Source organism: Bradyrhizobium sp. SMVTL-02 (assembly GCF_051853005.1).
Taxonomy (GTDB): domain Bacteria; phylum Pseudomonadota; class Alphaproteobacteria; order Rhizobiales; family Xanthobacteraceae; genus Bradyrhizobium.
In genome coordinates this window covers 2,405,470-2,428,808 of record NZ_CP182469.1, presented here as the reverse complement: position 1 = coordinate 2,428,808, position 23,339 = coordinate 2,405,470, and the positions used below count along the sequence as shown (strand labels likewise).

Below are 23,339 nucleotides of genomic sequence, written 5' to 3'. Positions count from 1 at the left end.
GTGGCCGCCTGTGCTAGCCAGTCAAGATGATCGAGATTGGCTCGCACCCTCAGCATGTCCGGATGGTGTCATCGGCAAAGCCCACCGTCTACGTGGTCGACGACGATGCCGCCGTGCTGGGCTCCCTGCGCTTCCTGCTCGAAACCGACGGCTTCGCCGTGCGGACGTTCAGGAGCGCGACGGCGCTGCTTAACGCCTCCGGCGCGCCGGGCGCGGACTGCTATGTCATCGACTACAAGATGCCCGATATCAACGGGATCGACCTTGCCGGTCGCCTGCGCAAATCCGACAGCGACACGCCCGTGATCCTGATCACCGGCTATCCGGACGAGAACATCTCGACCCGGGCGGCCGCGGCGGGCGTCAGGGACGTCGTTTTGAAGCCGCTTCTCGATGAAAACCTGGTCAAGTGCATCCGGGGAGCCATCCAGGACCGCCGCGGTAATTGACCTACGGGTTTCTACGTAGGTAAACGTCCTTAAGATAACGCGCGAAATTTCCGGATTGCGCAAACGCGGGTAGCAGTGTTCCATCACAACGGAGATGGCGCAGATGCTGACCCAGACACTCAAGACCCACGCGATCAACACGCAAGTTCGTGGCAAGATTGCCCCTGCCCACCCCGTTTCCGACCAGTTCGGCGCGATCACCGGCCATGTCGGTCTCGTCGCCACCGAGTTCTCCTACCGCAAGGACGAGGAGATCTATGGCGAGGACGAGCCGGCCGAATATGTCTACCAGGTCGTCTCAGGCGCGGTGCGCAGCTACAAGCTTCTCTCCGACGGTCGTCGCCAGATCGGCGCCTTCCATCTTCCCGGCGACGTGTTCGGCCTCGAATCCGGCGCTACCCACCGCCTCGCTGCCGAAGCCATCATCGACACCAATGTGCGCCTCGCGAAGCGCGCCAGCCTCGAGAAGGCCGCCGGCACCGACGTGCAGGTCGCCCGCAAGCTCTGGGCCATGACGGCGTCCGAGCTGCGTCACGCCGAAGATCACATGCTGCTGCTCGGCCGCAAGACCGCGATGGAGCGCGTTGCGACCTTCCTGCTCGAGATGGACCGCCGTCTCGCGGTTGCCGGCATGATGGCGCTGCCGATGTGCCGCCGCGACATCGGCGACTATCTCGGCCTCACGCTCGAAACCGTGTCGCGTGCGCTGTCCCAGCTGCACACCCAGGGCATTCTCGGCTTCTCCGGCGCCCGCCAGATCGTGCTGCGCAACCGCCAGCGCCTGCACAATCTCGACGCCTGACTCTCTTCCTCCCTGCCTACTTTGGCCGGCTGAAGTCCTCAGCCGGCCATTTCTTTCGTCACGGTCATACCGGCGCGCCGGGTCTCCGGCATGACCAACAGGATCAGCAGCAGCCCGGTCGCAGCGACGCCGGACAGCCCGATGAAGGCGGTGGCGTTGCCGAACTTGTCGCTGACATAGCCGCCGAGCGCCGTGCTCAGCGACGCGCCGATGCCGCTCGCGGTGCCGACGATGCCCTGCGCCAGGTTGAAATGGCCGCTGCCGAAGGCGACGTCGGCGACGATCAGCGGAATCATCACTGCGAACACCGCCGCGGTCAGCCCATCGAACACCTGCACCGCGACCAGCAGGTAGGGATCGCGCACGGTCGCGAACAGCAGACCGCGAATCGTCAAGGCGCCGAATCCGATCAACAGCAGCGGCCGGCGGCCCCAGGCTTGCGCCTTGCGCCCGACGCTCGGCGACAGCAGCGCCACGATCGCCTGCGGCACGATGATGCAGGCTGCGACCAGCACGGTCGCCCACTGGCTCGACCGCGCCGTCACCGCGCTCGCCATCAGCGGCATCATCGCCGCGTTCGCGAGCTGCAACAGCAGCATGCTGAGCGCGAACACGATGAGCGGACGTTGCCGGATCAAATGCCAGACATTGGTGTCGCCGAGGTCGGCGGCTTCCGGCGGCATCTCGCCGTGACAGCGCCTGATGTCGACCTCCTCCTCGCGGATCCGCGACAGCGCGATCAGGGTCGGGATCGCGAGCAGGAAGGTGACGAGGAACACCGAGCGGCTCGACAAGAGATATCCCGCCGTGCCCATCACGGCGGCGGCGACGCCGTTGCCGAGCGAGGCGAAGCGCGCGTTGCGGCCGAGCCGCTCGCCGATCGCGAGCGGACCGACGAGGCCGAGGCTGATCGCCGCGATCGCCGGCCCGAGCACGCAGCTCGCCATGGCGTGCAGGGTGGCGGCCGTCACCACCACGGGGAAGACCGGCATCGCGGCATAGGCGAGCGCGCAGGCGCCGATGGTCGCGATCGCGAGCGCTGCGACCAGCCGTTCGGACTTCGCGGCATCGATGATCGCGCCGCCCGGCACCTGTCCGATCAGGGCGACGATGCCGCCGATCGACAGCACGAGGCCGATCTCGACCTGCGTCCATTTCTGCGTCGTCAGGTAGACCGCGATGAAGGGACCGAACCCGGTCTGCACGTCGGCGAGGAAGAAGATGAACCAGTCGAGGCCGCGCAGGCTCTGACGCGACGGCGCCGGAATGCCCGCAGGCGGCAGCGCGGCGACGTTGTCCGGTTCAACGTGGCCATCGCGATCTGCATGCTTCGGCTTCCTGGACAACAGCACAGGCGGTCAGCCCTCCCCGGGACCTCACTGGATCGCTTGCAGCGGTTGAAGGCTGCCGGACGCGCCGAGCACGACCATCGGCGTGTCTTCCTTGTATTCCGGCGCGGCCGCAACCTGCGCCTTGGTCAGTTCCAGCGTGATGCTGTCCTTCTTGTTGGCGATCTTGCCGAACCGCATCGCGTTCCAGTCCACCACGATCTTACGGCTGCCGACGCCGAGGAAGCCGCCGAAATCGATCACCGCCGCGCGCACGTGCCCGTCCCGGTCGACGATGACATCGACGATGCGGCCCATGTCCTCGTCGGCGGCGCTGCGCACGTCCCGGCCGAGCACGCCATGGGCATCGCTCGCGCCGATGATGGTCACCGACGGCGGGGGCGCGGCGTCTTTTGGCGTCACAGGCACGGTGGAAGCCGGCGGCTGGGCCGGCGCCGGCGCATTCGCTTCACTGGGCGGAGCAGTCGGAGCGCCTGCAGGCAACTCCTCCGCAGCGCGGGATACCGCGGCCGTCAGGCCTGCGACGATCGCGCTCAGGACCAACCATCCGGCCGCACGCATAACACCCTCCTCACCGCGCGCCGCTAGCGCGCCAGCACGATCGAGACCTGGATCTGGCCGCGGGTGCGCAACACCTCCAGCGCGACGTCGTCGCCGTGGCGGCTGACGCGCAGATCCACGCTGGAATCGCCGAGGCGCAGATCGCGCAGGATGACCTCGTTCAGGAACGCCGGCAGATGCGGATTGCGCAAACGAATCTCGCCGCGCGCCACGTCGAACTCGAGGCCCAGCGCCGCCTCCAGCAGCGTGAACGGCGTCGCGCTGGCCCAGGCCTGCGGCGCGCAGGCGACCGGATACAGCGTCGGCCCGCGCCGCTTCTCGCGCCGGAAGCCGCAGAACAATTCGGGCAGCCGGCGCAGGTCCATATAGGTGGCGGCGTCGAACAGCCCCTTGAAGACATGCGCCACCGAATGCTTGAGGCCGTAGCGCGCGAGCCCGAGCGCGATCAACGCGTTGTCGTGCGGCCAGATCGATCCGTCGTGGTAGGACATCGGGTTGTAACGCACCTCGCCGACGGCGACGGTGCGGATGCCCCAGCCCGAGAAGAAATGCGGCCGCATCAGGTCGGCCGCGACGAAACGGGCGCGGTCCTCCCGGATCATGCCGCTGAACAGCACCTGCCCGGCATTGGAGGTGCGGACCTTGCAGGGCCGCTTCTTGCCGTCGAGCGCCAGCGCGTAGGTACCGAGCTCCTCGCACCAGAACGCCTGCTCGAAGCGCTCGGCCAGCGCGGTGGCCTCGGCCTCGAACTTGCGCACGAGGTCCGGCTTGCCGAGGCGCAGCGCGCAGCGCGCAGCCAGCTGCTTCGCCATATAGACGTAGCCCTGGACCTCCGCGAGCGCGATATTGCCTTCCGCGAGCTGGCCGTCGGCATGGAAGATGGCGTCGTAGGAATCCTTCCAGCCCTGGTTCGCCAGCCCCTTCTCCGTCGCGCGCTGATATTCGACGAAGCCGTCCTGGTCGGGATCGCCGGGACCGTCGATCCAGGCGAGCCCCGCCTCGATCGCGGGCCACAGCTCGACCAGGGTCTTCACGTCGCCGGTGCGCTCGAAATAGCTTCCGGCGAGCACCACGAACAGCGCGGTCGAATCGACGCTGCCGTAATATTGCGCGAACGGCACCTCGCGCAGCGCCGCCATCTCGCCGCCGCGCATCTCGTGCAGGATCTTTCCCGGCGCGGCATCGGCCAGCGGATCGATCGCCCTGGCCTGGAAATGCGCGAGCCGCCTCAGCACGCCCTTGGCGATCCGCGGATCGATCCACAGCATCTGCAGCGCGGTGATCAGTCCGTCGCGCCCGAACGTCGTCGAGTACCAGGGAATGCCGGCATAGGGATAGCGGCCCTGTGGCGTCTCCGTCATCAGCATGTTGAGGTCGGCCATGGCCTGGCACAGCACCTCGTTGAAGATGTTGTTGGAGGTCTCGATGCTGGTCGCGCCCATCGTCGACTGCCGCATCTCGCGGCGGTGGGCGAGCAGGCCCCTGAAGAAGCGCGCCGGCTTCTCCGCGACCGGCCGGTTGCAGGACGCTGCCACGAACAACGATTTCGACTGGTGCGGATCCAGCTCGAGCTGCCAGGTGGCGGCATTGACGGAGAGCCGCGTCGGACGCGGATCGAAATGCAGGCCGGTGGTGCGCTCGCGATCGTCGAGACCGCGATATTCGAACAGCACGTCGGTCGGCCCGAGCAGCTTGCTCGTGCCCGTCCCGCGGCGCGGCCGTCGCTCGCCGCGGACCTCGAACAGATCGGCGAAGTCGTTGTCGAACAGCAGCGTCAGCTCGAAGCTGGCCGGCCTGTCACCGTGGTTCTGCACGCCGATGCGCTGATAGGCGGTGCCGCGCCACAGGAAGACCGTGCGCACGATGTGCAGCAGGTCCTTTTGCAGCACGAGGCTGCCGTCGCGGTAGATGTCGGGGTTGGTGAGATCGACCGTCAGCGCCGAATTGTCGTCGCGCAGGTTGGAGCCGAGCAGCAGCGGCTGGAGATCGTCGAGCACGAGCTCCAGCCGCGCGAGATAGCGCGTGTCGTGGTGAAACAGCCCGTCCGGCCCGCCGGCCGATGCGCCGATGTCGCCATGGCTGTCGAGCACGATGAAGGTGTCATCGTGCTTGAGCGAGCGTCGCGGGCGCGCCGACGGCCCCGTCATCGGGATATAGAAGGGCTGCTCCACGACCTGCTCCGCGGTCCGCGCCACGGAGACGAACTTGGTGACGACTTCGGCTGCCATGAGCTGCTCCCCTGCGCTTGTTTCGAGACGCAACCAACGCGAACGCGACTGTCGAGCTTACGCGGCGACTTTCGCGAGCCGGCTCATCTCCTGCGTCACCAGCTCACGGTAGGGCCCGTGGCCCTGCATCAGCCGGTCGGGCGCGCCGTCCTCGATGATCCTGCCGGCCTTCAGCACCACGACGCGATCGAAATTGCGCAGCGTCGCAAGGCGATGCGCGATCGCAATCACGGTGCGGCCGCGCATCAGGCGCGTCAGCGCCTCGCGGATCGCCTCCTCGGACTCGCTGTCGAGCGCGGCCGTGGCCTCGTCGAGCAGCAGGATCGGCGCGTCCTTTAGGAAGGCCCGCGCGATCGCGATGCGCTGGCGCTGGCCGCCGGACATCTTGACGCCGCGGTCACCGACCATGGTGTCGAGGCCCTCGGGCAGGCTCTCGACGAAGTCGCAGCGCGCCGCAATCGCCGCGCGCAGCACCTCGTCGTCGGTCGCGTTCGGCCGCCCATAGCGGATATTCTCGCGGATCGAGCGATGAAACAAGGAAATATCCTGCGGCACCACCGAGATCGCCTCGCGCAGGCTCAGCTGGGTCACCTTTGAGATGTCCTGACCGTCGATGGTGATGCTGCCCTCGTCGACATCGTAGAAGCGCTGCAGCAGCGTGAACAGGGTCGACTTGCCGCCGCCGGAATGGCCGACCAGACCGACGCGCTGGCCGGGCTGCAGCCGCAGGCTGAAGCGCTCGAAGATCTTTTCAGCCCCGGGATAGCCGAAGGTGACGTTGTTGAATGCGATCGCGGCGCCGCTCTTGACCAGGGGTTCGGCCTCGGGATGGTCGCGCAATTCGTGCGGCACCAGCAGTGTCGCAATCGCCTCGGTCAGCCGCGCGACGTGCTGGGTGACGTCGACCAGCGCCACCGCCAAATCTCGCGTCGCATTGAGAATGGAAAGGCCGAGCGTGCAGACCAGCACGACGTCGCCGGTGGTCGCCGTGCCGCGCTCCCAGAGCATGATGGCCCAGGCCATCAGCGCCACGGTCAACAGAACGGTCACGCCGGCATGGATCAGCCGAAGCTTCTCGAGATAACGCAGGCTGCGGCCGCGCGCGGTGAGCTCGCGATTGACGGTCGCATCGAACCGCTCGTGCTCATGGCTGATGCCGCAGAAAGCGCGAACCAGCGGCATGTTGCTGATGACGTCGATCATTTCGCCGTCGACGACCGCCGCCTTGTCGGCGAAGTCGTCGTGCAGCGGCTTGCCGGCGGCGGCCAGATGGAACATCGCGATCACCATGCCGCCGGCGACCACGACAAGGCCGAGCGCCATGTAGGGGCTGACGGTTCCAATCAGCACGATTGCCGCAATTGTGGCAATGCACGGTGGCAAGACGTTCCAGACGAACATGTTCTCGACCGTGAACACCGCGTTCGACGTCGCCGTGATGCGGCTCGTCAGCATGCCGGGCATGCGATCTGAGAAATAGCTCGGCGCATGCCCGGTCAGATGGCGAAAGATATCACGCCTGAGATCACCGGTGACCCGAACGAAGGTAAAGCTCGCTGTCCAGCTTGCGATCCGCCACAGGAAGTTGTCGGCGGCGATCAGCGACATGAGCAGAATGAATGCCAGCCATACGCTGCCGCCATGCGACGTTCCGGCCGACAGACTGTCGACCAGGAATTTGACGCCGTACTGAGTGCCCACGGAGCAGGCAACGGCAGCCACGACCGCCGTCAGGATCACCAGATGTGATGCGAGGCGACGTCGAAGATAGCGCAAGACGAAGGCAAATGGCCGGCGCGCGTACCCAGAAAGCTGATCCATATGGCTGTCGCCCCGTCGAGAAGATTTTGGATTTTGGTTCTGATCGACTGAACATCGACCGCTTCGTCCCGGTTCCCGGGCTCGCTGATCACGACATGCGGATGCGGACGATCTGCGAAGATGTGATGGCAGCATCGCGACCATTCCAGAGGGTGTCGAATAAGTAACGTTCGCAAGAAGGAACTTCGCAACTGCGGGAACGTTCCTTTGGCTGGCATTGCCAGTGCCGCATAGGTGGGGGTTTCAACATCCATGATCGCAGAGGAGAAGGTGAGATGCGCATCGCGCAGGTAGCTCCGTTGACGGAGGCTGTTCCACCCAAGCTGTATGGCGGCACTGAGCGGGTGGTGCATTGGTTGACGGAAGAGTTGGTAGCCCTGGGGCATGACGTGACGCTGTTCGCCAGTGGCGATTCGCAGACATCCGCAAAGCTCGATGCATTATGGCCGCGGGCGCTTCGCCTCGACGGTTCCGTACGAGACCCGAACGCACTGCACATGGTGCTCCTGGAGCGCGTGCGGCAGAAATGTGACGACGAGGAGTTCGACTTCCTCCACTTCCACCTCGATTACTATCCATGGTCGCTGTTCTACCGCCAGCCGACGCCGTTCTTGACCACGCTGCACGGCCGGCTCGACCTGCCGGAGCATCAACCGGTCTTCAACACCTTCTCCAAGATGCCGGTGATCTCGATTTCGAACGCGCAGCGGCGGCCGGTGCCGCAGGCGAACTGGGTGACGACGATCCACCACGGCCTGCCCGAAAACCTGCTGACGCCGAAACCGGTGAAGCAGGAATATCTCGCCGTGCTCGGCCGCATCGCGCCGGAGAAAGGCGTCGACCGCGCCATCAAGATCGCGACCCATTGCGGCATCCCGCTGAAGATCGCGGCCAAGGTCGATCGTGCCGACCAGGACTACTATGACGAGCTGATCAAGCCGATGATCGAGAACAATCCGCTGGTGGAGTTCATCGGTGAGATCGGTGATCACGAGAAGTCCGACTTCCTGAGCAGCGCCCTCGCGCTTCTGCTGCCGATCGATTGGCCAGAGCCGTTCGGCCTCGTGATGATCGAGGCCATGGCCTGCGGAACGCCGGTGATCGCCTTCAACCGCGGCTCGGTGCCGGAAATCATCGACGAGGGCCTCACCGGCTTCGTGGTCGAGGACGTCATCAGCGCCGCTGGCGTGGTCAAGCGGCTTCCGCAACTGAACCGCGCCGCGATCCGCAAACAGTTCGAAACACGCTTCACCGCGCGGCGGATGGCGCTGGACTACCTCGCCGCCTATCGCAGCCTGACCGAGGAACAGGCGCCGCGGATCAAGCTGGTGAGCAGCGCAGAGTAGGAAGCGACGATCCTCTGTCGTCGTCCCGGCCTGCGCCGGGACGACACCGAGTATGTTGCGCCCCTACTCCATCAACTCGTCATTGCGAGCGCAGCGAAGCAATCCAGACTATCTCCGCGGAAAGATTCTGGCTTGCTTCGCTGCGCTCGCAACGACGAGTGTGACGCAGCAGCGATGGCTACCCCACCACCGCCCGCTTCGGCTCCACAATTTCGAACATTCTTGGAAACTCGTCCATCAGGGCCATCAGCTCGGCGAGCTTCAACGGATTGCCCGACAGCTTGACCTTGCCGGCCGCCACCGCCTCCGGAAAGCTCGTCAGCTTCGCGATCACCTCGTCCAGCGTCGCGCGCGCCAGCGTGAAGCTGGCATCCGCGTTCTCTGCCTGCACGCCCTCGCTATAGGTCAGCGCGCAGTTCTCCAGATTGAGCACGAAGGTCTCGCCGGTGTCGGAGAAACTCCAGTTCAGCACGATGTGCTTGCCTTCCGCCTTGGGGCCGTTGAGGCGGATGCCGAGCACGTCCCAGAGCTGCGACGTGCGCAGTGCCGCCAGCGTCTCGCGCGGCATCGGGGGGCGCGGCGGCGTCTTCGGCATGCCCTGGCGCAGCTCCTGCGCGCCGAACAGATAGGCGTTGCGCCAGGTCGAGCTCTCGGCGGCATAGCCGAGTTGCTCCAGCGTATCGGCCAGCAGGCCCCGCGCCGCCGCGTTGTCGGGCTCGGCGAAGACGAGATGGCCCAGCGCCTGCGCGACGAAGCGGAATTCACCCTTGTCAAAATCCGCGCGCGCCCGCGCGAGGATGGCGTCCGCGCCGCCCATATACTCCACGTATTTCTTGCCCGACGCCACCGGCGGCAGCGGATCGAGATTGACCGGATTGGCATCGTACCAGCCGAGATACTTTTGGTAGATCGCCTTCACATTGTGCCGGATGTGCCCGTAATAGCCGCGGCCGTGCCAGGCGCCCTCGAGGCTGTTCGGCAGCTGGATCGTTTCGGCGATCTCGGCGGCGTTGAGGCCATGGTTCATCAGCCGGATGGTCTGGTCGTGCGCGAACTTGTAGAGGTCGCGCTGCTGGCGGATCATCGTGCCGATGCGCGCGCGTCCCCACACCGGCCAGTGATGCTGGCCGCACATCGCCTCCGCCTTGCCGTCCCACAGCCGCAAGGCTTCGCCCAGGTACTTCGACCACGCCAGCGCATCGCGCACGTCGGCACCGCGGAACGGCAGCAGATTGTGGAAATTGTGGGTGCAGTTCTCGGCCAGGTTCAAGAGCTTGTAGCGCGGGATGAAGAAGTGCATCTCCGCCGGGGCCTCGCTGTTCGGCGCCATCTGGAATTCGAATTCGACGCCGTCGATCACGCGCTTGTCGCCGGTCGCCATGATCAAATCGGTCGGGCGCAGCAGCGCAACGCCGCCTGCCGCCATCGACTTGCCGAGCCCGTTGTCGACCTGCCCCCGCGCCCCCTTGGCGAGGAACGGGCCGAACTGGTATTGCGCGCGCCGCAGCATCGCGGGTCCCGCGATGATGTTCTCGGAGACGGCGTGCTCCATGAACAGGTTCGGCGCGATGATCGGCACCGCGCCGGTCGCGAGCGCGTCCTCCTCCAGCACGCCGCGCGCGCCGCCCCAGTGATCGGTGTGGGTGTGCGTGAAGATGACGGCCGCAACCGGCTTCAGGCCCCGATGCCTGAAGTAAAGATCCAGCGCGGCGCGCGCGCCTTCGATCGAGGTCAGCGTGTCCACGACGATGACACCGCTGTCGCCCTCGATCAGCGTCATGTTGGCGATGTCGAGCCCGCGCACCTGGTAGACGCCGGGCACCACCTCGAACAAGCCGTGATGCATGTTGAGCCGCGCCTGCCGCCACAGGCTGGGATTGACCGTGGGCGGCGTCGCTTCATCCGACAGGAAGCCATAGGGCTTCAGGGTCCAGACCGTCCGCCCCTGCGCGTTCGTGATCTCCGCGTTGTCGATCGTACCGAGAAAGCCGCGCGCGGCATCATCGAAATCCCGCGTGTCGGAAAACGGCAGCGCGTTGAGCATGGCCTCATGCTGCGCGATGACGGACGGCGTTGCGTCCTTCGGCTCGTTGCTGCTGTCTGTCATGTTGATGTCCTCCCGGCCCGTCGCGGGCATTTAACCGCATCTCGCAGTTGATTGCTATTGGGAGGCTATCGAAGTTGGACGCGATGCCCTCTTCCTTCCCCCTTGTGGGAGCAGGTGGCGCGAAGCGCCGGATCAAGGGTGTGTCTCCACTCGCAAGACTGGTCGTGAGGAGAGAACCACTTACCCGGCTTCGCTTTCGCGAAGCCACCCTCTCCTACAAGGGGTCCCACAAGGGGAGAGGGTGCACCGTCTATGCGGCCCGTGGCCTCAGTGCATCCCCAGCACCCGCGGCAGCCACAATGTCAGGTCTGGCCAGTAGGTCACGATGACGAGGAAGCCGAGCATGGTGATCAGCCACGGCATCACCGCAACCGCCAGATCCGTGATGCGCATGCGCGCGATCATGGACGCGACATAGAGGTTGAGGCCGACAGGCGGATGGCAGAGGCCGACTTCCATGTTGACGTCCATGACGATGCCGAAATGCACGAGATCGATGCCGAGCTTCTTGGCCGCCGGCGCCAGGATCGGCGCCATGATCAGGATGATGGAGTTCGGCTCCATGAAGTTGCCGGCGAGCAGCAGGAGGATGTTGACCACCAGCAGGAAGCCGACCCAGCCGAGGTTCTGCGCCGCGATCCAGTCCGCCAGCGTCGCCGGGAGGTTCTCGTTGGACAGCACGAAGGAGAACAGCACCGCGTTTGTGACGATGTAGAGCAGCATCGCACTGGTGTTGGCGGCCCGCAGCAGCACCCGCGGCACGTCGGCCATCTTGATGGCCTTGTAGACGAACACGGCGATGATGAAGGAGTAGACCGCGGCCATCGCGGCCGCCTCGGTAGCGGTGAATAGGCCGCTGTAGATGCCGCCGATGATGATGACCACCAGCATCAAGCCCCAGATGCTCTCGCGGAAGGTACGGACCGTCTCGCCCCAGCTCGCCTTGGCCAGGCGCGGATAATCGCGCCGGCGCGCGATCCACCAGGTGACGATGCAGAGCATCGTCGTCAGCATGATGCCGGGCACGAGCCCGGCGACGAACAGCGCGCCGATCGAGGTGTTGGTGGAGACCGCGTAGACGATCTTCGGGATCGAGGGCAGCATCAGGATGCCGAGCGAGCCCGCCACCGTGATGATGCCGGCGCCGAAGCGCATGGGATAGCCGTGCCGCACCATCTCCGGCAGCACGATGGCGCCGATCGCGGCCACCGTCGCGACGCTCGAGCCGCACACCAGCGCGAACATGGCGCAGGCGACGATGCCGGCGAGCCCGAGGCCGCCATACCAGTGACCGATCAGCGAGGTCGCGAAATTGATCATGCGGCGCGCGACGCCACCATGGGTGAGGAAGTTGCCGGCAAGGATGAAGAACGGGATCGCCATGATCTCGAAGCCCTCGATGCCCGTGAACAGCTTCATCGAGACCGCCTCGATCGGCACCGCGGTCAGCGTGAACAGGAACGTCATCACGGTGAGGCCGAGCGCGATCGAGACCGGGATGCCGGTCAGCATCAGCGCGATCAGCAGCGCGAACACGGTCGCCGCGCGCATCCAGTGCGGCAGCACCACCACGCCGAACTTCTCGGCGAGGCACATCGCGAAGATCAGCACCGGCGCCATGATCAGGATGACGCCGAGCGGCGATACCTTTCTCGCGGCGGCTTTCGTCGCGGCGCCGGCCGGCTGCGGATGCAGCGCGGGCGAGGCGTCCGCCTCGACGCCCTCGACATGGGTCTCGTCATGGTGCGGCAGATCGCCGGTCCAGTAGTAGAACCAGGAGACCTGGAGGAAGCGGAAGCACATCAGCCCGGAGCCGAGCGGGATCGCGAGATAGACGAACCACATCGGCGCTTCCAGATCGTTGGACTGCTGCCCGGTGTGGAACATCTCGCGCACGAAGGAGCTGCCGAAGGCCGCGATCATGCCGGTGAACAGCGCCCCGCACAGCAGCGCGAACAGGATCACGTGCTTGCGCGAATGCTCGGGCAGGCGGTTCACCAGCAGGTCGACGCCGACATGGATGCCGGTGCGCACGCCATAGGCCGCGCCGAACTTCGCCATCCAGATGAACATGTAGATGCAGAGCTCCTGCGCCCAGGACAGGTCGAGCTCGGACAGGAAGGTGAACACCGCCATCGACAGCGACGCCAGCCAGGTCATCCCGTGCGCGGCCGCCCACCTGGAGAGCGCGATGGATTCGCCCGCGCCGTAGCGGTGCACGACAGCGATGAAGATCAGGCCGGTGGCAGCCGCAATCAGCGTCGCGATCAACCACTCTTCGAGATGGTTGAGCGCCTGGTTGAGCATGCGAAGCAAATCAAGTCCCCCTATCGACACGAAACGGCCGGAAGTGCCTGCACTCCCGACCGTTGGTATTGTTCTTGCGAAAACCGCGTCAGTTCATCTTGACGTCGAGTTCCTTGGCAACGAGATCGAGCGCTTCCTGCCCGACACGCCCCTTTGCCCATTTGTAAGTCGGCTGCATCGCGTCCTGCCACGCCTTGCGGTCGGCGTCGGTCAGGTAATGCAGCGTGGTCTTGCCCGTCTTCTTGATCTCGGCCAGCGCGTCCTCGTTCTCCTGATGGGCGATCAAATTGGTGTAGTCGGTCGCCTCGACCATCGCCTTGTCGAGCTGGGCGCGGATGTCAGGCGGCAGGCCGGACCAGAACTTCGAGTTGACGATCACGGCATATTGCAGATGCGCGTGGTAGGACACGGTGATGTCCTTCTGCACCTCGTAGAACTTCTGTGTCAGGTAGTTGGAGGCGGTGTTCTCGCAGCCGTCGACGACGCCGGTCTGCAGCGCCTGGTAGACCTCGGAGAACGCCATGATCTGCGGGATCGAGCCCATCAGACGGAAATACTGGTCGGCGATTTTCGATCCGGAGATCCGGAACTTCAGCCCCTTGAAATCCTCCGGCTTCGTCAGCGGCCGGTTCGATGACACCATGTGGAAGCCGTTGTCCCAGTAGGCGAGCCCGGTGATGCCCTTGGCTTCGAGCTTCTGGAACAGCCACTTGCCGACAGTGCCCTTCATCGCGTTGGAATAGGTCGCATCGTCCTTGAACAGCCAGGGCAGATCGAGCGCCTCGAATTCCTTGATGCCGAGCGGCGCGAATTTCGCGGTCGAAGGCGCCAGCATCTGCACCGAGCCGAGCTGAAGCGCCTCGATCTCCTCCTTGTCCTTGTAGAGCGAGGAGTTCGGATAGACTTCGATCTTGACCTTGCCGTCGGTGTATTTGTCGGCGAGCTCCTTGAACTTCAGCGCGCCCTTGCCCTTCGGCGTGTCGTTGGCGACGACATGGCTGAACTTGATGACGATAGGGCTCTGGGCGCTGGCGATCGCGGGCGCCATGAGAACAGCCGCGGCGGCGACCGCAAGGAGCAGCTTGCGCATGAAGGACCTCCCAACAACCTCTAGAACCGGATCTTTTTTGTTTTGCAGTCCGGTTTGGCACGTCAGTAGTGGCAGCAATCCGCCACCCGAACAACTAGACCTAAGCCCAATTTTCCGCAGCCAAGCTATCTTGACGACTGCTGCATGCGCAACCCGGCCGCCTCTCCGCTCCAACGGCGCGAGCATTCATGCCGCATTGCGGCAATGTCATCAGCCTCGGCGCTGAGCAACGATGAACAGACGCCGGAACGGGAACAGCGTCTGCCCCGCGGCATTCTTCGGATACGCCTTCGCGACCCGCCTCCCGTAAGCCGCTTCAAACGCGGCCTTCTCGTCGCCCTGCAAGATGTCCAGATAGCGCCTCAGCCAGGTCCCCTTGGTCCATTCCTTCACGGGGTTCTCGCCTTCGAGGACCTGCAGATATTCGGTCTCCCAGATGTCGATATTGGCGGACATCGGAGCGAGAAGATCATGATAGAACGCCGGCGCCTCGACCGGCGGCGGGGTAACGAGATGCTCGACCTTGGAGCGCCAGGGACCATCAAGCGCGGTCTCGCCGATCAGCACGTGTGACGGCGCGAGAAAATTGCGCGGCATCTGCACCGCAAGCATGCCGCCGGGCTTCACCTTCTCCATCACTGACGGAAACAGTGCCGCATGATTGGGCAGCCAGTGCAGTGCGGCATTGGAATAGATCAAGTCATACTGCTTCGCCGGGCGCCAATGGCCGAGGTCTTCATGCGACCATTCCACGTCAGGTGCGGCCTTGCGGCCGGCGGCGACCATCTCTGCCGAGCCCTCGACGCCGGTGACCGTCGCCTCGGGCCAGCGCTCCCCGATCAGTTTCGTCACGTTGCCGGCGCCAGCCCCGAGATCGGCGATCGCACGCGGAGCGAAGTCCGGAATCCGCATCAACAGGTCGACGGCGGGTCGGAGCCGGTGGCCCGAGAATTTCAGATATTGCTGCGGATCCCAGACCATCGCTCAGGCGCCTTTTTGTTTTTCGTGTTTCCTTCAACGTCGCTCTTGGTTACCACTGCTGGTCCCGCTCAGGCAATTCGCAAGGCCTGCGGGACGGGCAGGAAGCGACGAGCAGCAAGCAAGAACCAGGCAAGAGAGCGTGCGACCATGGACCTCGGGCTCACATCGAAAACCGCTGTCGTGACAGGCGCGAGCATCGGCATCGGCCGCGCCATCGCCAAGGGCCTCGCTGCCGAAGGCGTGCGCGTCGTCGGCGTGGCGCGACGCACCGACCTGCTCAACGAACTGGTGAGGGAAGAAGGCTCCGGGCTGATCACGCCACTCGAGCAGGACGTCATGGCCGAAGACGCCGCGGAGAGAATCGCCGCCTTCGCTTTGAAGGAGCTCGGCCATGTCGACATCCTCGTCAACAATGCCGGCGGCAGCCGTCCCCTGCCCGTCGATGCGCCCGACAGCAAATGGGATGAGGCGATCGCGCTGAACTTCACCAGCTACCGCCGCATCGCGCACGCGCTGCTGCCGCAGATGATCGCGCGCAAATGGGGCCGCATCGTCAACATCACCGGCAAGTCCGAGCCGGAAGGCCTCAACGCCGCTTTCGCCGCGAAGGCCGCCGTGCACGCCTGGGCGAAAGGCTTGTCGCGCGAGGTCGGCGAGCACGGCATCACCATCAACTGCATTCCGCCCGGCCGCATCATGAGCGAGCAGATCCGCCGCAACTATCCGCCGGATTATCGCGAGCGCTTTGCGGAAGAGGAGATCCCGGTCGGCTATTGGGGCGAGCCGGAAGACCTCGCCGCACTCGCGGTGTTCCTGGCCTCGCCGGTGGCGCGGTACATCACGGGCACGGTGATCCCGGTGGATGGCGGCTTGCGGCGCTATCAGTTCTAAAGCGCGATCCGGAAAAGTGAGAGGCCGCCAACCGGACGGCCTCTTCTCGATTGGGATTCGTCAGCGGCAGGGTTTGCCGGACATCTGAGCCGCCCTGCCGTGGCAGCCGTCGTGCATCCTCGGCTTGGCCTTCGCAGCACTCGATGTTTTGGCAGGAGGCTGCGTTTGTGCGTAGGCGGAGATCGGAGAGGCGATGATGAGCAATGCCAATGCGATTTTCAAAATTGACGTCATGACTTTCCCCGGATTGGTTCAAGCTGAGATCCGCTCACCGAGCGGCAGACAGTCTAACGTTGAGTTCAATTCGTGTCAGCTCCGAATGAGGGGGTTTTCGTCGTCCTTGCGTTCGATGAAGCGATAGGCCTTCCTCGGCAGCCTCTTGATTAGTCGCTGTTGCTCCCCGGAATCGCCGATTGCGGATCGGGCGGCATTGAGCCGGGTCGTCAGCGCGACATCCGACACGCACCGCCCCTTCCAGACGGCGGTGATGAGCGCGTCCTTGTTGCGGATGAGATAGTCGAGCAGGTCAAAGTCCTGTGGCGTCAGGGCGACGAGGTTTGTGTCTCGGCAAAGCTCGCGGCCGGAATCCAGTTCGTAGTCTTCGAAGAGATAGCGCAAGACGCGGAATCCCTTTTGGGCGGCCCCCGGGTCGGGCCCGGCAACACTGGCAGGTTAAGAATAAGCCGCCGGTAAGGAAAATGTAAGCAGCAGGTCAAGCGTGCCGGGCCGGACCTTGGCAACCTGTCCGGGGTGGAAACAGGCACGCGAGGATGCTGCCATGAGCACGATTTACCCGACAACGGGCTTGGTCCAGACCGCCGTATCGCAGCGGCGCAGTTTCGGCGCCCTCACGAATTGCTGGGCCGCCTTTCAGGAGTGGCGGAAATGGGAGCGGCTGCGGCGCGACCTCTGCAGCCTGAGCGATCGGGAGCTGATGGATATCGGGATTTCCTTTGGCGAGATCGACTACGTGGCCTCGCACCGGGATACCGACCCGCGAGGCATACGGTCGTCCGGCCCGCAGCATGGTTAGCGCGTAGCGTTACGCCGGAAGTCCCGCGTCGCGAAGTGCCCTGGCGAAGATCGCGAAGTCCTCCGTCCGGCGAAACGGCGCCAAATCGCTTAGATTGGAGAGGCGCAAATCGGGGTTGAATTCGAGCGCTCGCAGCATGGCTCTCTCTGCTGGCTCGAGCCGTCCGGCGACCGCATTGCTGGCTGCGGAGATGCAGATCGACAGCAAAAAACCCGGATTGTCGCGCACGGCCTGTTCGGCGCATCCCAACGCGAGATCGTAGCGGCTCGCCAGGAAATGGGCATAGGCCATGGCTCCGTGCGTGGTGTAGTACATGGACGGATCGCGCGGGCTCAGGCGCATGGCATGCGCGGCGTGCTCGAGTGCGAGGTCCGGCTCGCCCATCCAGACTCGCAACCAGGCACTGAGCATCCAGGCTCTGGCCAGGTTTGGATTGACGGCCAGCGCCCGGTCCATGAAGGCCGCGGCGTCATCGAACTCATGGGACAGAAAGGCCAGTGCGTATGCACCCATACATAGCGCGAATGGATCGTCCGCCCCGAGATCCACGGCCTTCCGGGCCAGCCGCGTGCCTTCCGCACTTTCAAGCGCTTGATCGTTCATGCAACTGAGCGCTTTGCGTCGAACATGGCACCAGGCGGCCATGCCATAGGCACAGGCCAGATGAGGGTCGAGCTCGATCGCCTTGTAGAACAGTCCGAGCGCCTCGCTGTTCGCGTCCTTGGTCCAACGCGCTTTCGCCAGCCCACGCAGGTAATAGTCGTACGCGTCCAGATTTGCGGTTGGTTTGCGCCTGGCGCGCTTGATCTCCTCATGCTGCAGCTTCGGGGCGATCGCGCCCACGACGCTGGACGTCACTTCGTCCTGCAGATCGAACATGTCCTCGATCGGCCCCTCGAAGCGGTCCGCCCAGAGATGCGCTCCAGTTTCGGCATCGATGAGCTGACCCGCGATACGAACGCGGTTTCCGGCCTTGCGCACGCTGCCTTCGAGCACGTAGCGCACGCCAAGCTCGCGGCCGACCTGCTTCACGTCCGCGGCCCGGCCCTTGTAGGTGAAGCTCGAATTGCGTGCGATCACAAACAGCCAGCGAAACAGGGTCAGGGCCATCGTGATGTCTTCCACGACGCCGTCTGCAAAATACTCCTGCTCCGGATCGGAGCTCAGATTGGCGAACGGGAGGACGGCGATCGAAGGTTTGTCGGGGACGGCCAGCGCAGGTGTTTCTGGTTCTCTGTTGCCGGCGATCACCGCGCCATCGCGCCCTTCTTCCCGCACTGGTCCGATGAACCGGAAGCCCTTCCGCGGCAACGTCTTGATCAGACGCTGCACGTCGCCGCTGTCGCCAACCGCGCTCCGGGCAACGTTCAGGCGCGTCGTCAGCGCTGCGTCCGAGACGCTGCGCCCGTGCCAGATGGTATTGATGAGATCGTCCTTGCTGACGACCCGCTCCCGGTTGCGGATGAGGTAGTCCAGGAGGTCGAAGACTTGCGGCGCCACGGGGACCACGTTCGCGCCGCGATACAGCTCGCGACGGTCGGGATCCAATGCGTAGTCCTCGAAGAGATACCGCAAGCTGCGAAACTCCCTGAAATCAGAGGGCTCGGTCACCGGCGGCGCTTTGGTCCGGTGGAAATCGCAAGGCTAAGCTGCCGGTGAAGAAACGTAAGTTGAGCGCCACAAATTGCGCTCCGCGTCGTCCGACCTGAGTGACGGGAAGCTGATCGACCTCGGCACGACGCGTGGCAGCAAGAGACCGCCCGAAGGCGGTCTCGCGGCTGAGAAGGCGCGCCGTCAAAGATCGACCTGGATGGCTACGTTGGAGCGTACCCAATCCGATTGCCCGGCCTTCAACCGCTTGGCTTGAAATTCAACGAAAGCCGGATCGGCGCCCAGTGACGCCAGGGTGCGCCCATAAGCTTCCACGCTGTCGAAGCGAGCGGCGAAGGCGTAGTTTCCGACCTCGCCGCCGATCACCGACCAGAAGCTGACATCGGCCCCGTGCTTCCTCCAGAGTGTCGCGCCTTCTTTTGCCAGCTGTAGGACGGTCGCAAGATCGCTACCGGGTCTTGGATGCGAAACGAACTGCATAACCACTGCAGGCATCTTCCCCTCCAATAAACAATACAAATGATGGCACCAAATGACCCCGCTGGTCATTCGGCCCGAGGAGAATTCCAGACAATGCGGCCTCGAGCTTGATCTGGATCAATTCCATCTTTCCAGCTTGACCGCAGGTTGCCGCCCTTGCGCTGGTTGACGGCATTGCGTGGAGATCGCCCATGATGCAGCAGCGCAATCGGGTTGTTCAGGTCAGCCGCTTCGGTGATCCCGAGGCACTGGAGATCGTCGACGCTCGCCTGCCGACCGCTGGCCGGGGCGAGGTGCGCGTTCGCGTCCTTGCGTCGAGCCTCAACTACACCGAGGTGTTGATCAGGCGCCATCTCTACCCGCAAACGATGCGCCTCCGCCCCCCTTTCGTGATGGGATACGACGTGGTGGGCGTCATCGATCAGCTCGGCGAAGGCGTGCACGACTTTCAGATCGGCGACCGCGTGGCCGACATGACGGTGGTCGGATCGAACGCCGCGTATCGCACGCTTCGGGCCACCGACCTGACCCGCGTGCCGGTGGGCGTGGACGCCGCTGAAGCGGCCGCGCTGATCCTGAGCTGGACCACCGCGTACCAACTTCTGCACCGCGCGGCCAAGGTCCAGCAGGGCCAGCGCGTCCTCGTTCACGGGGCTGCCGGCGCGGTCGGCCAGGCGCTGCTCGTGCTCGGGAGACTGGCCGGCCTCGAACTGTGGGGCACCGTACGCAGCGAGCACATGGCGCTCGTCCAAAACCTGGGGGCAGCGCCGATCGACTACCAGCACGAGGACTTCACGCGGATTCTGCCGGGCGGGTTCGACGTCATCGTCGATGGCGTCGGCGAAGACGGCTATCGCCGCTCATACGCGGCGCTCAAGCCAGGTGGCCTGCTCTGTGCCATCGGCTTCTCGGCAAGCGTGCAGGCACAGCGTCGGATGCTCCCGATCGTGATGGAGATCGCGCGCCTCTACCTCTGGAGATGGCTGCCCGGCGGAAAGCGAGCCCGCTTTTACTCGGTCAACGCCATGCGGGCGCGTCATCCCGCCTGGTTCAAGGAGGACCTGGAGCAACTGTTCGAGCTGCTGGCAAGTGGTGCCATCCGGCCGCGCATCGCCGGGCGGATCTCCTTCGAGGAGGTCGCCGATGCTCACCGCCGCCTCGAGGGTGGCGGTCTTGAGGGCAAGCTCGTACTTTGCCCTGATCTCTCCCCGCGACGCAGCCAGCGCGCCGCCTGACGCGGCCCGCCGGCACGATACGTCCGCTTCCCGGCTCAGGAGCCGCCAAGGAAGGTGGCACCGGTGCAGCAGCGAGACCCGCGAGTTAGCCAAGCGGAGGACGCTGCTTTGCAGCCCACGAGTTCCGCCATGAGGAACGATTGCATCAGCCCCGCCTTATTCGTTCGCACCTCCGGAGTCCTGATCAGCGGTTCGCGGTCTGGGCCGCGAGCGGAAGGACGACCCGTTCATGCGCATCCTTCTCGTTGGGGGCACGGGCTTATTGGATCGGCAATCCACGCCAGGCTGTCCGCCTCTCGTCGCCACGGCGATTCGAGGATCGCTGATGTTCTATTTCCTCGTGAAGATGGTGCACATCATCGGTGCTGCCGTCCTGCTCGGCGCGGGCGCCGGCATTGCCTTCTTCATGCTGGTGGCTCATCTTCGCGGCGACCCCCGCGAGATCGCGGCGGTCGCGCGGACGGTGGTGCTGGCCGATTTCCTGTTCACGGCGAGCGCGGTCATCCTGCAGCCGATCACGGGCACATGGCTCGCCTGGTCCAGCGGGTATTCCCTTGGCGACGGATGGGTTGCGGCGTCCATCGCACTCTATGTGGTGACAGGCGCCTTCTGGCTGCCCGTGGTGTGGATGCAAATGCGAATGCGCGACCTTGCCGTTCGCGCGATCGAGACCGACGCCAAGCTGCCTGCCGCATATTACCGTCTATTCCGCTGGTGGTTCGCGTTCGGATTCCCGGCGTTCGCAGCCGTGCTGGCGATCTTCTGGTTGATGATCGCCCGCCCGGCTATTCCGTACTGGGACTGATTGACGCATCTTTCGCGCGCTCCGCCGCTCTTCACACCCCTCTTCCATCTGGCCTGCGCCGGATCAGGCAAGCCTAGAATGCACGGCCAGGAACAGAACCGGACTGACCGAGTTCGAGCTGTCTAACCTTTTCACGGAGAGACGAAATGAGCCGCGGAATGCCGTCCATGACTGCACTGCTCGGATTGCTCGCCATCGCGGGTTATCAGAATCGGGACAAGCTGGCGGAGTTTCTCAAAGGCCCGGGCTCTGGATCTCTCGCGCCCGCCAATGCCCAACAGCCGCTCGGCGGCCTGCTCGGCAACCTCGCGGGCATGCTGAGCGGGGCAGGTGTCGGAGGACTGCTCCAGGGAGGGATCGGCGAGTTGCTGGAGAAATTCAACCAAAACGGCCACGGCGACGCGGCTCGGTCTTGGGTCGGCTCGGGGCCTAACAAGGAGATCTCGCCTCCGCAGCTGCGGGAAGCAATCGGCCCAGACGTGTTGGACAAACTCGAGAAGGAGACCGGGCTTTCTCAGGAAGAGATTCTCGCAAGGTTATCGCGCGAGCTTCCCCAGGCAATCGACAAGTACACGCCTGAGGGGCGTGTGCCGAGCTCATAGTCATCGAACTGTCGTCGTTGTTTATTCAGGAGGAGCAGCATGGGCATTATCTGGACGATCATCATCGGCTTTGTCGCGGGGGTGATCGCAAAATTCATCATGCCGGGTGACAACGAACCCTCGGGATTCATCCTTACGACCATCCTCGGGATCGTTGGCGCCTTCGTTGCTACATATCTCGGCCAGGCGCTGGGCTGGTACCGTCCTGGAGAGGGCGCCGGGCTCATCGGTGCCGTGGTCGGCGCCATCATCGTGCTCTTTGTGTATGGCCTCTTCGCCGGAAGACAACGGCGCGCGATTTGAAGAGCTGAAGAGCGGACTTTTGCGCAGTGACCCGCGCACGAAGCGTTCCTGCCTGGTTCACGCAAAGGGGCGCCGGTTGCGCGCGCCCCCCGCCCTTTCTCACCTCGTCAAGGAAGCTTCAGAGCGCGCAGGATCAGAACCTGGGCGGCTGTGACATTCGGCCGCTCATTCGATCACCTCGTCCGCGACCAGGAGAAGGTCTCGACCAATCGACAAGCCAAGCGTCCTGGCGGTTGCAAGATTTATGACCAGCTCGAACTTGGTTGGCTGCTGTATCGGCAAGTCGGCCGGCTTTGCGCCTTTGAGAATTCTCGCCAGATAGCTGGCGGTGGCACGCGACAAGTCAGGCAGGTTGACGCCATAGGAGACCAGGCCCCCGAGATCCACTGCCTCTCTGGCGGCATAGATCGCCGGCAGGCGGTTCTTCTCGGCAAATGGCACAATCCGCGCGTACTGGCTGTACAGCATCGGGCTGGGAAACAGGACGAGGCCATCGGCGCGCGCGTTGGCCAGGTCAGCGAACGCGCCTTCAAGATCGGCAGGACTCTCCGCCGGCACAAATTGAAGGTTAGTTCCGAGAGATCGAGCCGCACTCTCGATCTCGTTCAGCATCCCCTTCATCGTGCGCTCACCGTATGCCCGGGGGTGCCACAGCACGACGACGCGCGAAAGGCTGGGAACGATCAGCTTGAGCAATTGAAGTCGTTTGGACACCAGCTCCGGGCCAAGAAATGTCGTCCCGGTCACATTGCCGCCCGGCCGCGCCAGGCTGGAAGCGAGTTCGTCCTCGACGGGGTCGGCCATGCCGATGCCGACGATAGGAACGGTGGAAGTCGCATTCCTGGCGGCGCGGACAGCCGGTGTAGCCAAAGCAACGATTGCGTGGACCCGTCCCGCCACGAATTCCTGCGCGAGTTCGTTGAGCTTGTCGGCATCGCCGTCCGCGAATTTGCGGTGAAATGCGACATCCTTTCCTTCGGCAAAGCCGAGCTCACGCAATGCCGGCACAAACGCATCGAGTGTCTTCAGACTTGCGTCGGACTTGTCGCCGCGGCCGAGTGAAAGCACGCCAATCTGGCGAGGCCCGGTCGATTGCTGAGCATGCGCTGCGAACGGCCACGTGGCAGCCACACCCCCGACGAGAGTAATGAACTTGCGCCGTTTCATGAGGCCCTCAACCAGGCACGAACCATCGTACAGACAAAAGCCGGCGCCATGGAAGAGCAATCGGGCCGGTGAGAGCCTGCTTCGGGTCCAGCCCGTCCGGTTGGGTGGGGGCAGCGAAACCCATGAAGTGCCCTACCCATCCTGTACCTTTGTGGAGGTGGGACTGGTCCT

20 protein-coding genes and 2 pseudogenes are annotated in these 23,339 nt (G+C 64.4%); 9 read left to right on the top strand and 13 right to left on the bottom strand.

Annotation, left to right across the window (positions count from 1 at the left end; all coding sequences use genetic code 11):
- The first annotated feature begins 26 nt into the window (after nucleotides 1-26).
- Together ACNJYB_RS11345 and ACNJYB_RS11340 are read left to right on the top strand one after the other, a co-directional pair.
- A complete protein-coding gene (locus ACNJYB_RS11345; protein ID WP_439374031.1) occupies nucleotides 27-449 on the top strand; it encodes a response regulator in 423 nt (140 codons plus the stop codon).
- Nucleotides 450-552: 103 nt separating this feature from the next.
- Nucleotides 553-1,251, top strand: a complete 699-nt coding sequence (locus ACNJYB_RS11340) for a helix-turn-helix domain-containing protein (protein ID WP_439374030.1) — start codon at nucleotides 553-555, stop codon at nucleotides 1,249-1,251.
- A gap of 38 nt (nucleotides 1,252-1,289) precedes the next feature.
- Here the strand turns inward: ACNJYB_RS11340 and ACNJYB_RS11335 are convergent, their stop codons facing one another.
- From ACNJYB_RS11335 to ACNJYB_RS11320, 4 genes are read right to left on the bottom strand one after another with little or no spacing between them, the layout of a single operon-like run.
- Entirely contained in the window at nucleotides 1,290-2,603 is a 1,314-nt protein-coding gene (locus ACNJYB_RS11335; RefSeq protein WP_439374029.1) for an MFS transporter, read from the bottom strand.
- Nucleotides 2,604-2,627: 24 nt separating this feature from the next.
- Complete coding sequence (locus ACNJYB_RS11330) at nucleotides 2,628-3,161, bottom strand: PRC-barrel domain-containing protein (protein ID WP_439374028.1); 534 nt, start codon at nucleotides 3,159-3,161, stop codon at nucleotides 2,628-2,630.
- Nucleotides 3,162-3,184: 23 nt separating this feature from the next.
- The gene (locus ACNJYB_RS11325; protein ID WP_439374027.1) at nucleotides 3,185-5,389 is read right to left on the bottom strand and encodes an amylo-alpha-1,6-glucosidase; all 2,205 of its coding nucleotides are present in this window, start codon (nucleotides 5,387-5,389) and stop codon (nucleotides 3,185-3,187) included.
- Nucleotides 5,390-5,446: 57 nt separating this feature from the next.
- Complete coding sequence (locus tag ACNJYB_RS11320) at nucleotides 5,447-7,210, bottom strand: ABC transporter ATP-binding protein (protein ID WP_439374026.1); 1,764 nt, start codon at nucleotides 7,208-7,210, stop codon at nucleotides 5,447-5,449.
- Nucleotides 7,211-7,485: 275 nt separating this feature from the next.
- On the opposite strand from ACNJYB_RS11320, the gene ACNJYB_RS11315 reads away from it, so the two are divergent.
- The gene (locus ACNJYB_RS11315) at nucleotides 7,486-8,556 is read left to right on the top strand and encodes a glycosyltransferase family 4 protein (protein ID WP_439374025.1); all 1,071 of its coding nucleotides are present in this window, start codon (nucleotides 7,486-7,488) and stop codon (nucleotides 8,554-8,556) included.
- A gap of 178 nt (nucleotides 8,557-8,734) precedes the next feature.
- Here the strand turns inward: ACNJYB_RS11315 and ACNJYB_RS11310 are convergent, their stop codons facing one another.
- The 5 genes and pseudogenes from ACNJYB_RS11310 to ACNJYB_RS11290 form a co-directional block, all read right to left on the bottom strand.
- Nucleotides 8,735-10,663 carry an alkyl/aryl-sulfatase gene (locus ACNJYB_RS11310; RefSeq protein ID WP_439374024.1) on the bottom strand — a complete coding sequence of 643 codons (1,929 nt, stop codon included), beginning with the start codon at nucleotides 10,661-10,663 and terminating at the stop codon, nucleotides 8,735-8,737.
- A 267-nt stretch (nucleotides 10,664-10,930) separates the two neighbouring features.
- Nucleotides 10,931-12,214 (bottom strand): TRAP transporter large permease, encoded by a 1,284-nt coding sequence (locus ACNJYB_RS11305; protein WP_439375532.1) that lies wholly within the window; start codon nucleotides 12,212-12,214, stop codon nucleotides 10,931-10,933.
- Between the two features lie 291 nt (nucleotides 12,215-12,505).
- A pseudogene (locus ACNJYB_RS11300) lies at nucleotides 12,506-12,724 on the bottom strand (TRAP transporter small permease); the annotation flags it as partial.
- A 334-nt stretch (nucleotides 12,725-13,058) separates the two neighbouring features.
- Nucleotides 13,059-14,060 carry a DctP family TRAP transporter solute-binding subunit gene (locus ACNJYB_RS11295; protein WP_439374023.1) on the bottom strand — a complete coding sequence of 334 codons (1,002 nt, stop codon included), beginning with the start codon at nucleotides 14,058-14,060 and terminating at the stop codon, nucleotides 13,059-13,061.
- 210 nt (nucleotides 14,061-14,270) lie between these two features.
- Nucleotides 14,271-15,041, bottom strand: a complete 771-nt coding sequence (locus tag ACNJYB_RS11290) for a methyltransferase domain-containing protein (protein WP_439374022.1) — start codon at nucleotides 15,039-15,041, stop codon at nucleotides 14,271-14,273.
- A gap of 147 nt (nucleotides 15,042-15,188) precedes the next feature.
- Here ACNJYB_RS11290 and ACNJYB_RS11285 point away from each other — a divergent pair, with 147 nt between their 5' ends.
- Nucleotides 15,189-15,932 carry an SDR family NAD(P)-dependent oxidoreductase gene (locus tag ACNJYB_RS11285; RefSeq protein ID WP_439374021.1) on the top strand — a complete coding sequence of 248 codons (744 nt, stop codon included), beginning with the start codon at nucleotides 15,189-15,191 and terminating at the stop codon, nucleotides 15,930-15,932.
- 348 nt (nucleotides 15,933-16,280) lie between these two features.
- Here the strand turns inward: ACNJYB_RS11285 and ACNJYB_RS11280 are convergent.
- A pseudogene (locus tag ACNJYB_RS11280) lies at nucleotides 16,281-16,550 on the bottom strand (winged helix-turn-helix domain-containing protein); the annotation flags it as partial.
- A 160-nt stretch (nucleotides 16,551-16,710) separates the two neighbouring features.
- On the opposite strand from ACNJYB_RS11280, the gene ACNJYB_RS11275 reads away from it, so the two are divergent.
- A complete protein-coding gene (locus ACNJYB_RS11275) occupies nucleotides 16,711-16,965 on the top strand; it encodes a DUF1127 domain-containing protein (RefSeq protein WP_439374020.1) in 255 nt (84 codons plus the stop codon).
- Between the two features lie 9 nt (nucleotides 16,966-16,974).
- Here the strand turns inward: ACNJYB_RS11275 and ACNJYB_RS11270 are convergent, their stop codons facing one another.
- Together ACNJYB_RS11270 and ACNJYB_RS11265 are read right to left on the bottom strand one after the other, a co-directional pair.
- The gene (locus tag ACNJYB_RS11270) at nucleotides 16,975-18,540 is read right to left on the bottom strand and encodes a winged helix-turn-helix domain-containing tetratricopeptide repeat protein (protein WP_439374019.1); all 1,566 of its coding nucleotides are present in this window, start codon (nucleotides 18,538-18,540) and stop codon (nucleotides 16,975-16,977) included.
- 219 nt (nucleotides 18,541-18,759) lie between these two features.
- Nucleotides 18,760-19,071: a hypothetical protein gene (locus tag ACNJYB_RS11265; RefSeq protein ID WP_439374018.1), complete on the bottom strand. Its 312-nt coding sequence runs from the start codon at nucleotides 19,069-19,071 to the stop codon at nucleotides 18,760-18,762.
- A 176-nt stretch (nucleotides 19,072-19,247) separates the two neighbouring features.
- On the opposite strand from ACNJYB_RS11265, the gene ACNJYB_RS11260 reads away from it, so the two are divergent.
- The 4 genes from ACNJYB_RS11260 (at nucleotide 19,248) to ACNJYB_RS11245 (ending at nucleotide 22,001) form a co-directional block, all read left to right on the top strand.
- Nucleotides 19,248-20,291, top strand: coding sequence for a medium chain dehydrogenase/reductase family protein (locus ACNJYB_RS11260; protein ID WP_439374017.1), 1,044 nt, complete (start codon nucleotides 19,248-19,250; stop codon nucleotides 20,289-20,291).
- A 325-nt stretch (nucleotides 20,292-20,616) separates the two neighbouring features.
- Nucleotides 20,617-21,096 carry a DUF2269 family protein gene (locus ACNJYB_RS11255; RefSeq protein ID WP_439375531.1) on the top strand — a complete coding sequence of 160 codons (480 nt, stop codon included), beginning with the start codon at nucleotides 20,617-20,619 and terminating at the stop codon, nucleotides 21,094-21,096.
- A gap of 146 nt (nucleotides 21,097-21,242) precedes the next feature.
- On the top strand, nucleotides 21,243-21,698 hold the full coding sequence (locus ACNJYB_RS11250; RefSeq protein WP_439374016.1) for a YidB family protein: 456 nt from the start codon (nucleotides 21,243-21,245) through the stop codon (nucleotides 21,696-21,698).
- 39 nt (nucleotides 21,699-21,737) lie between these two features.
- Nucleotides 21,738-22,001, top strand: coding sequence for a GlsB/YeaQ/YmgE family stress response membrane protein (locus tag ACNJYB_RS11245; protein WP_439374015.1), 264 nt, complete (start codon nucleotides 21,738-21,740; stop codon nucleotides 21,999-22,001).
- 165 nt (nucleotides 22,002-22,166) lie between these two features.
- Here ACNJYB_RS11245 and ACNJYB_RS11240 read toward each other — a convergent pair whose 3' ends face one another.
- Nucleotides 22,167-23,168 carry an ABC transporter substrate-binding protein gene (locus ACNJYB_RS11240; RefSeq protein WP_439374014.1) on the bottom strand — a complete coding sequence of 334 codons (1,002 nt, stop codon included), beginning with the start codon at nucleotides 23,166-23,168 and terminating at the stop codon, nucleotides 22,167-22,169.
- Nucleotides 23,169-23,339 lie beyond the last annotated feature (171 nt).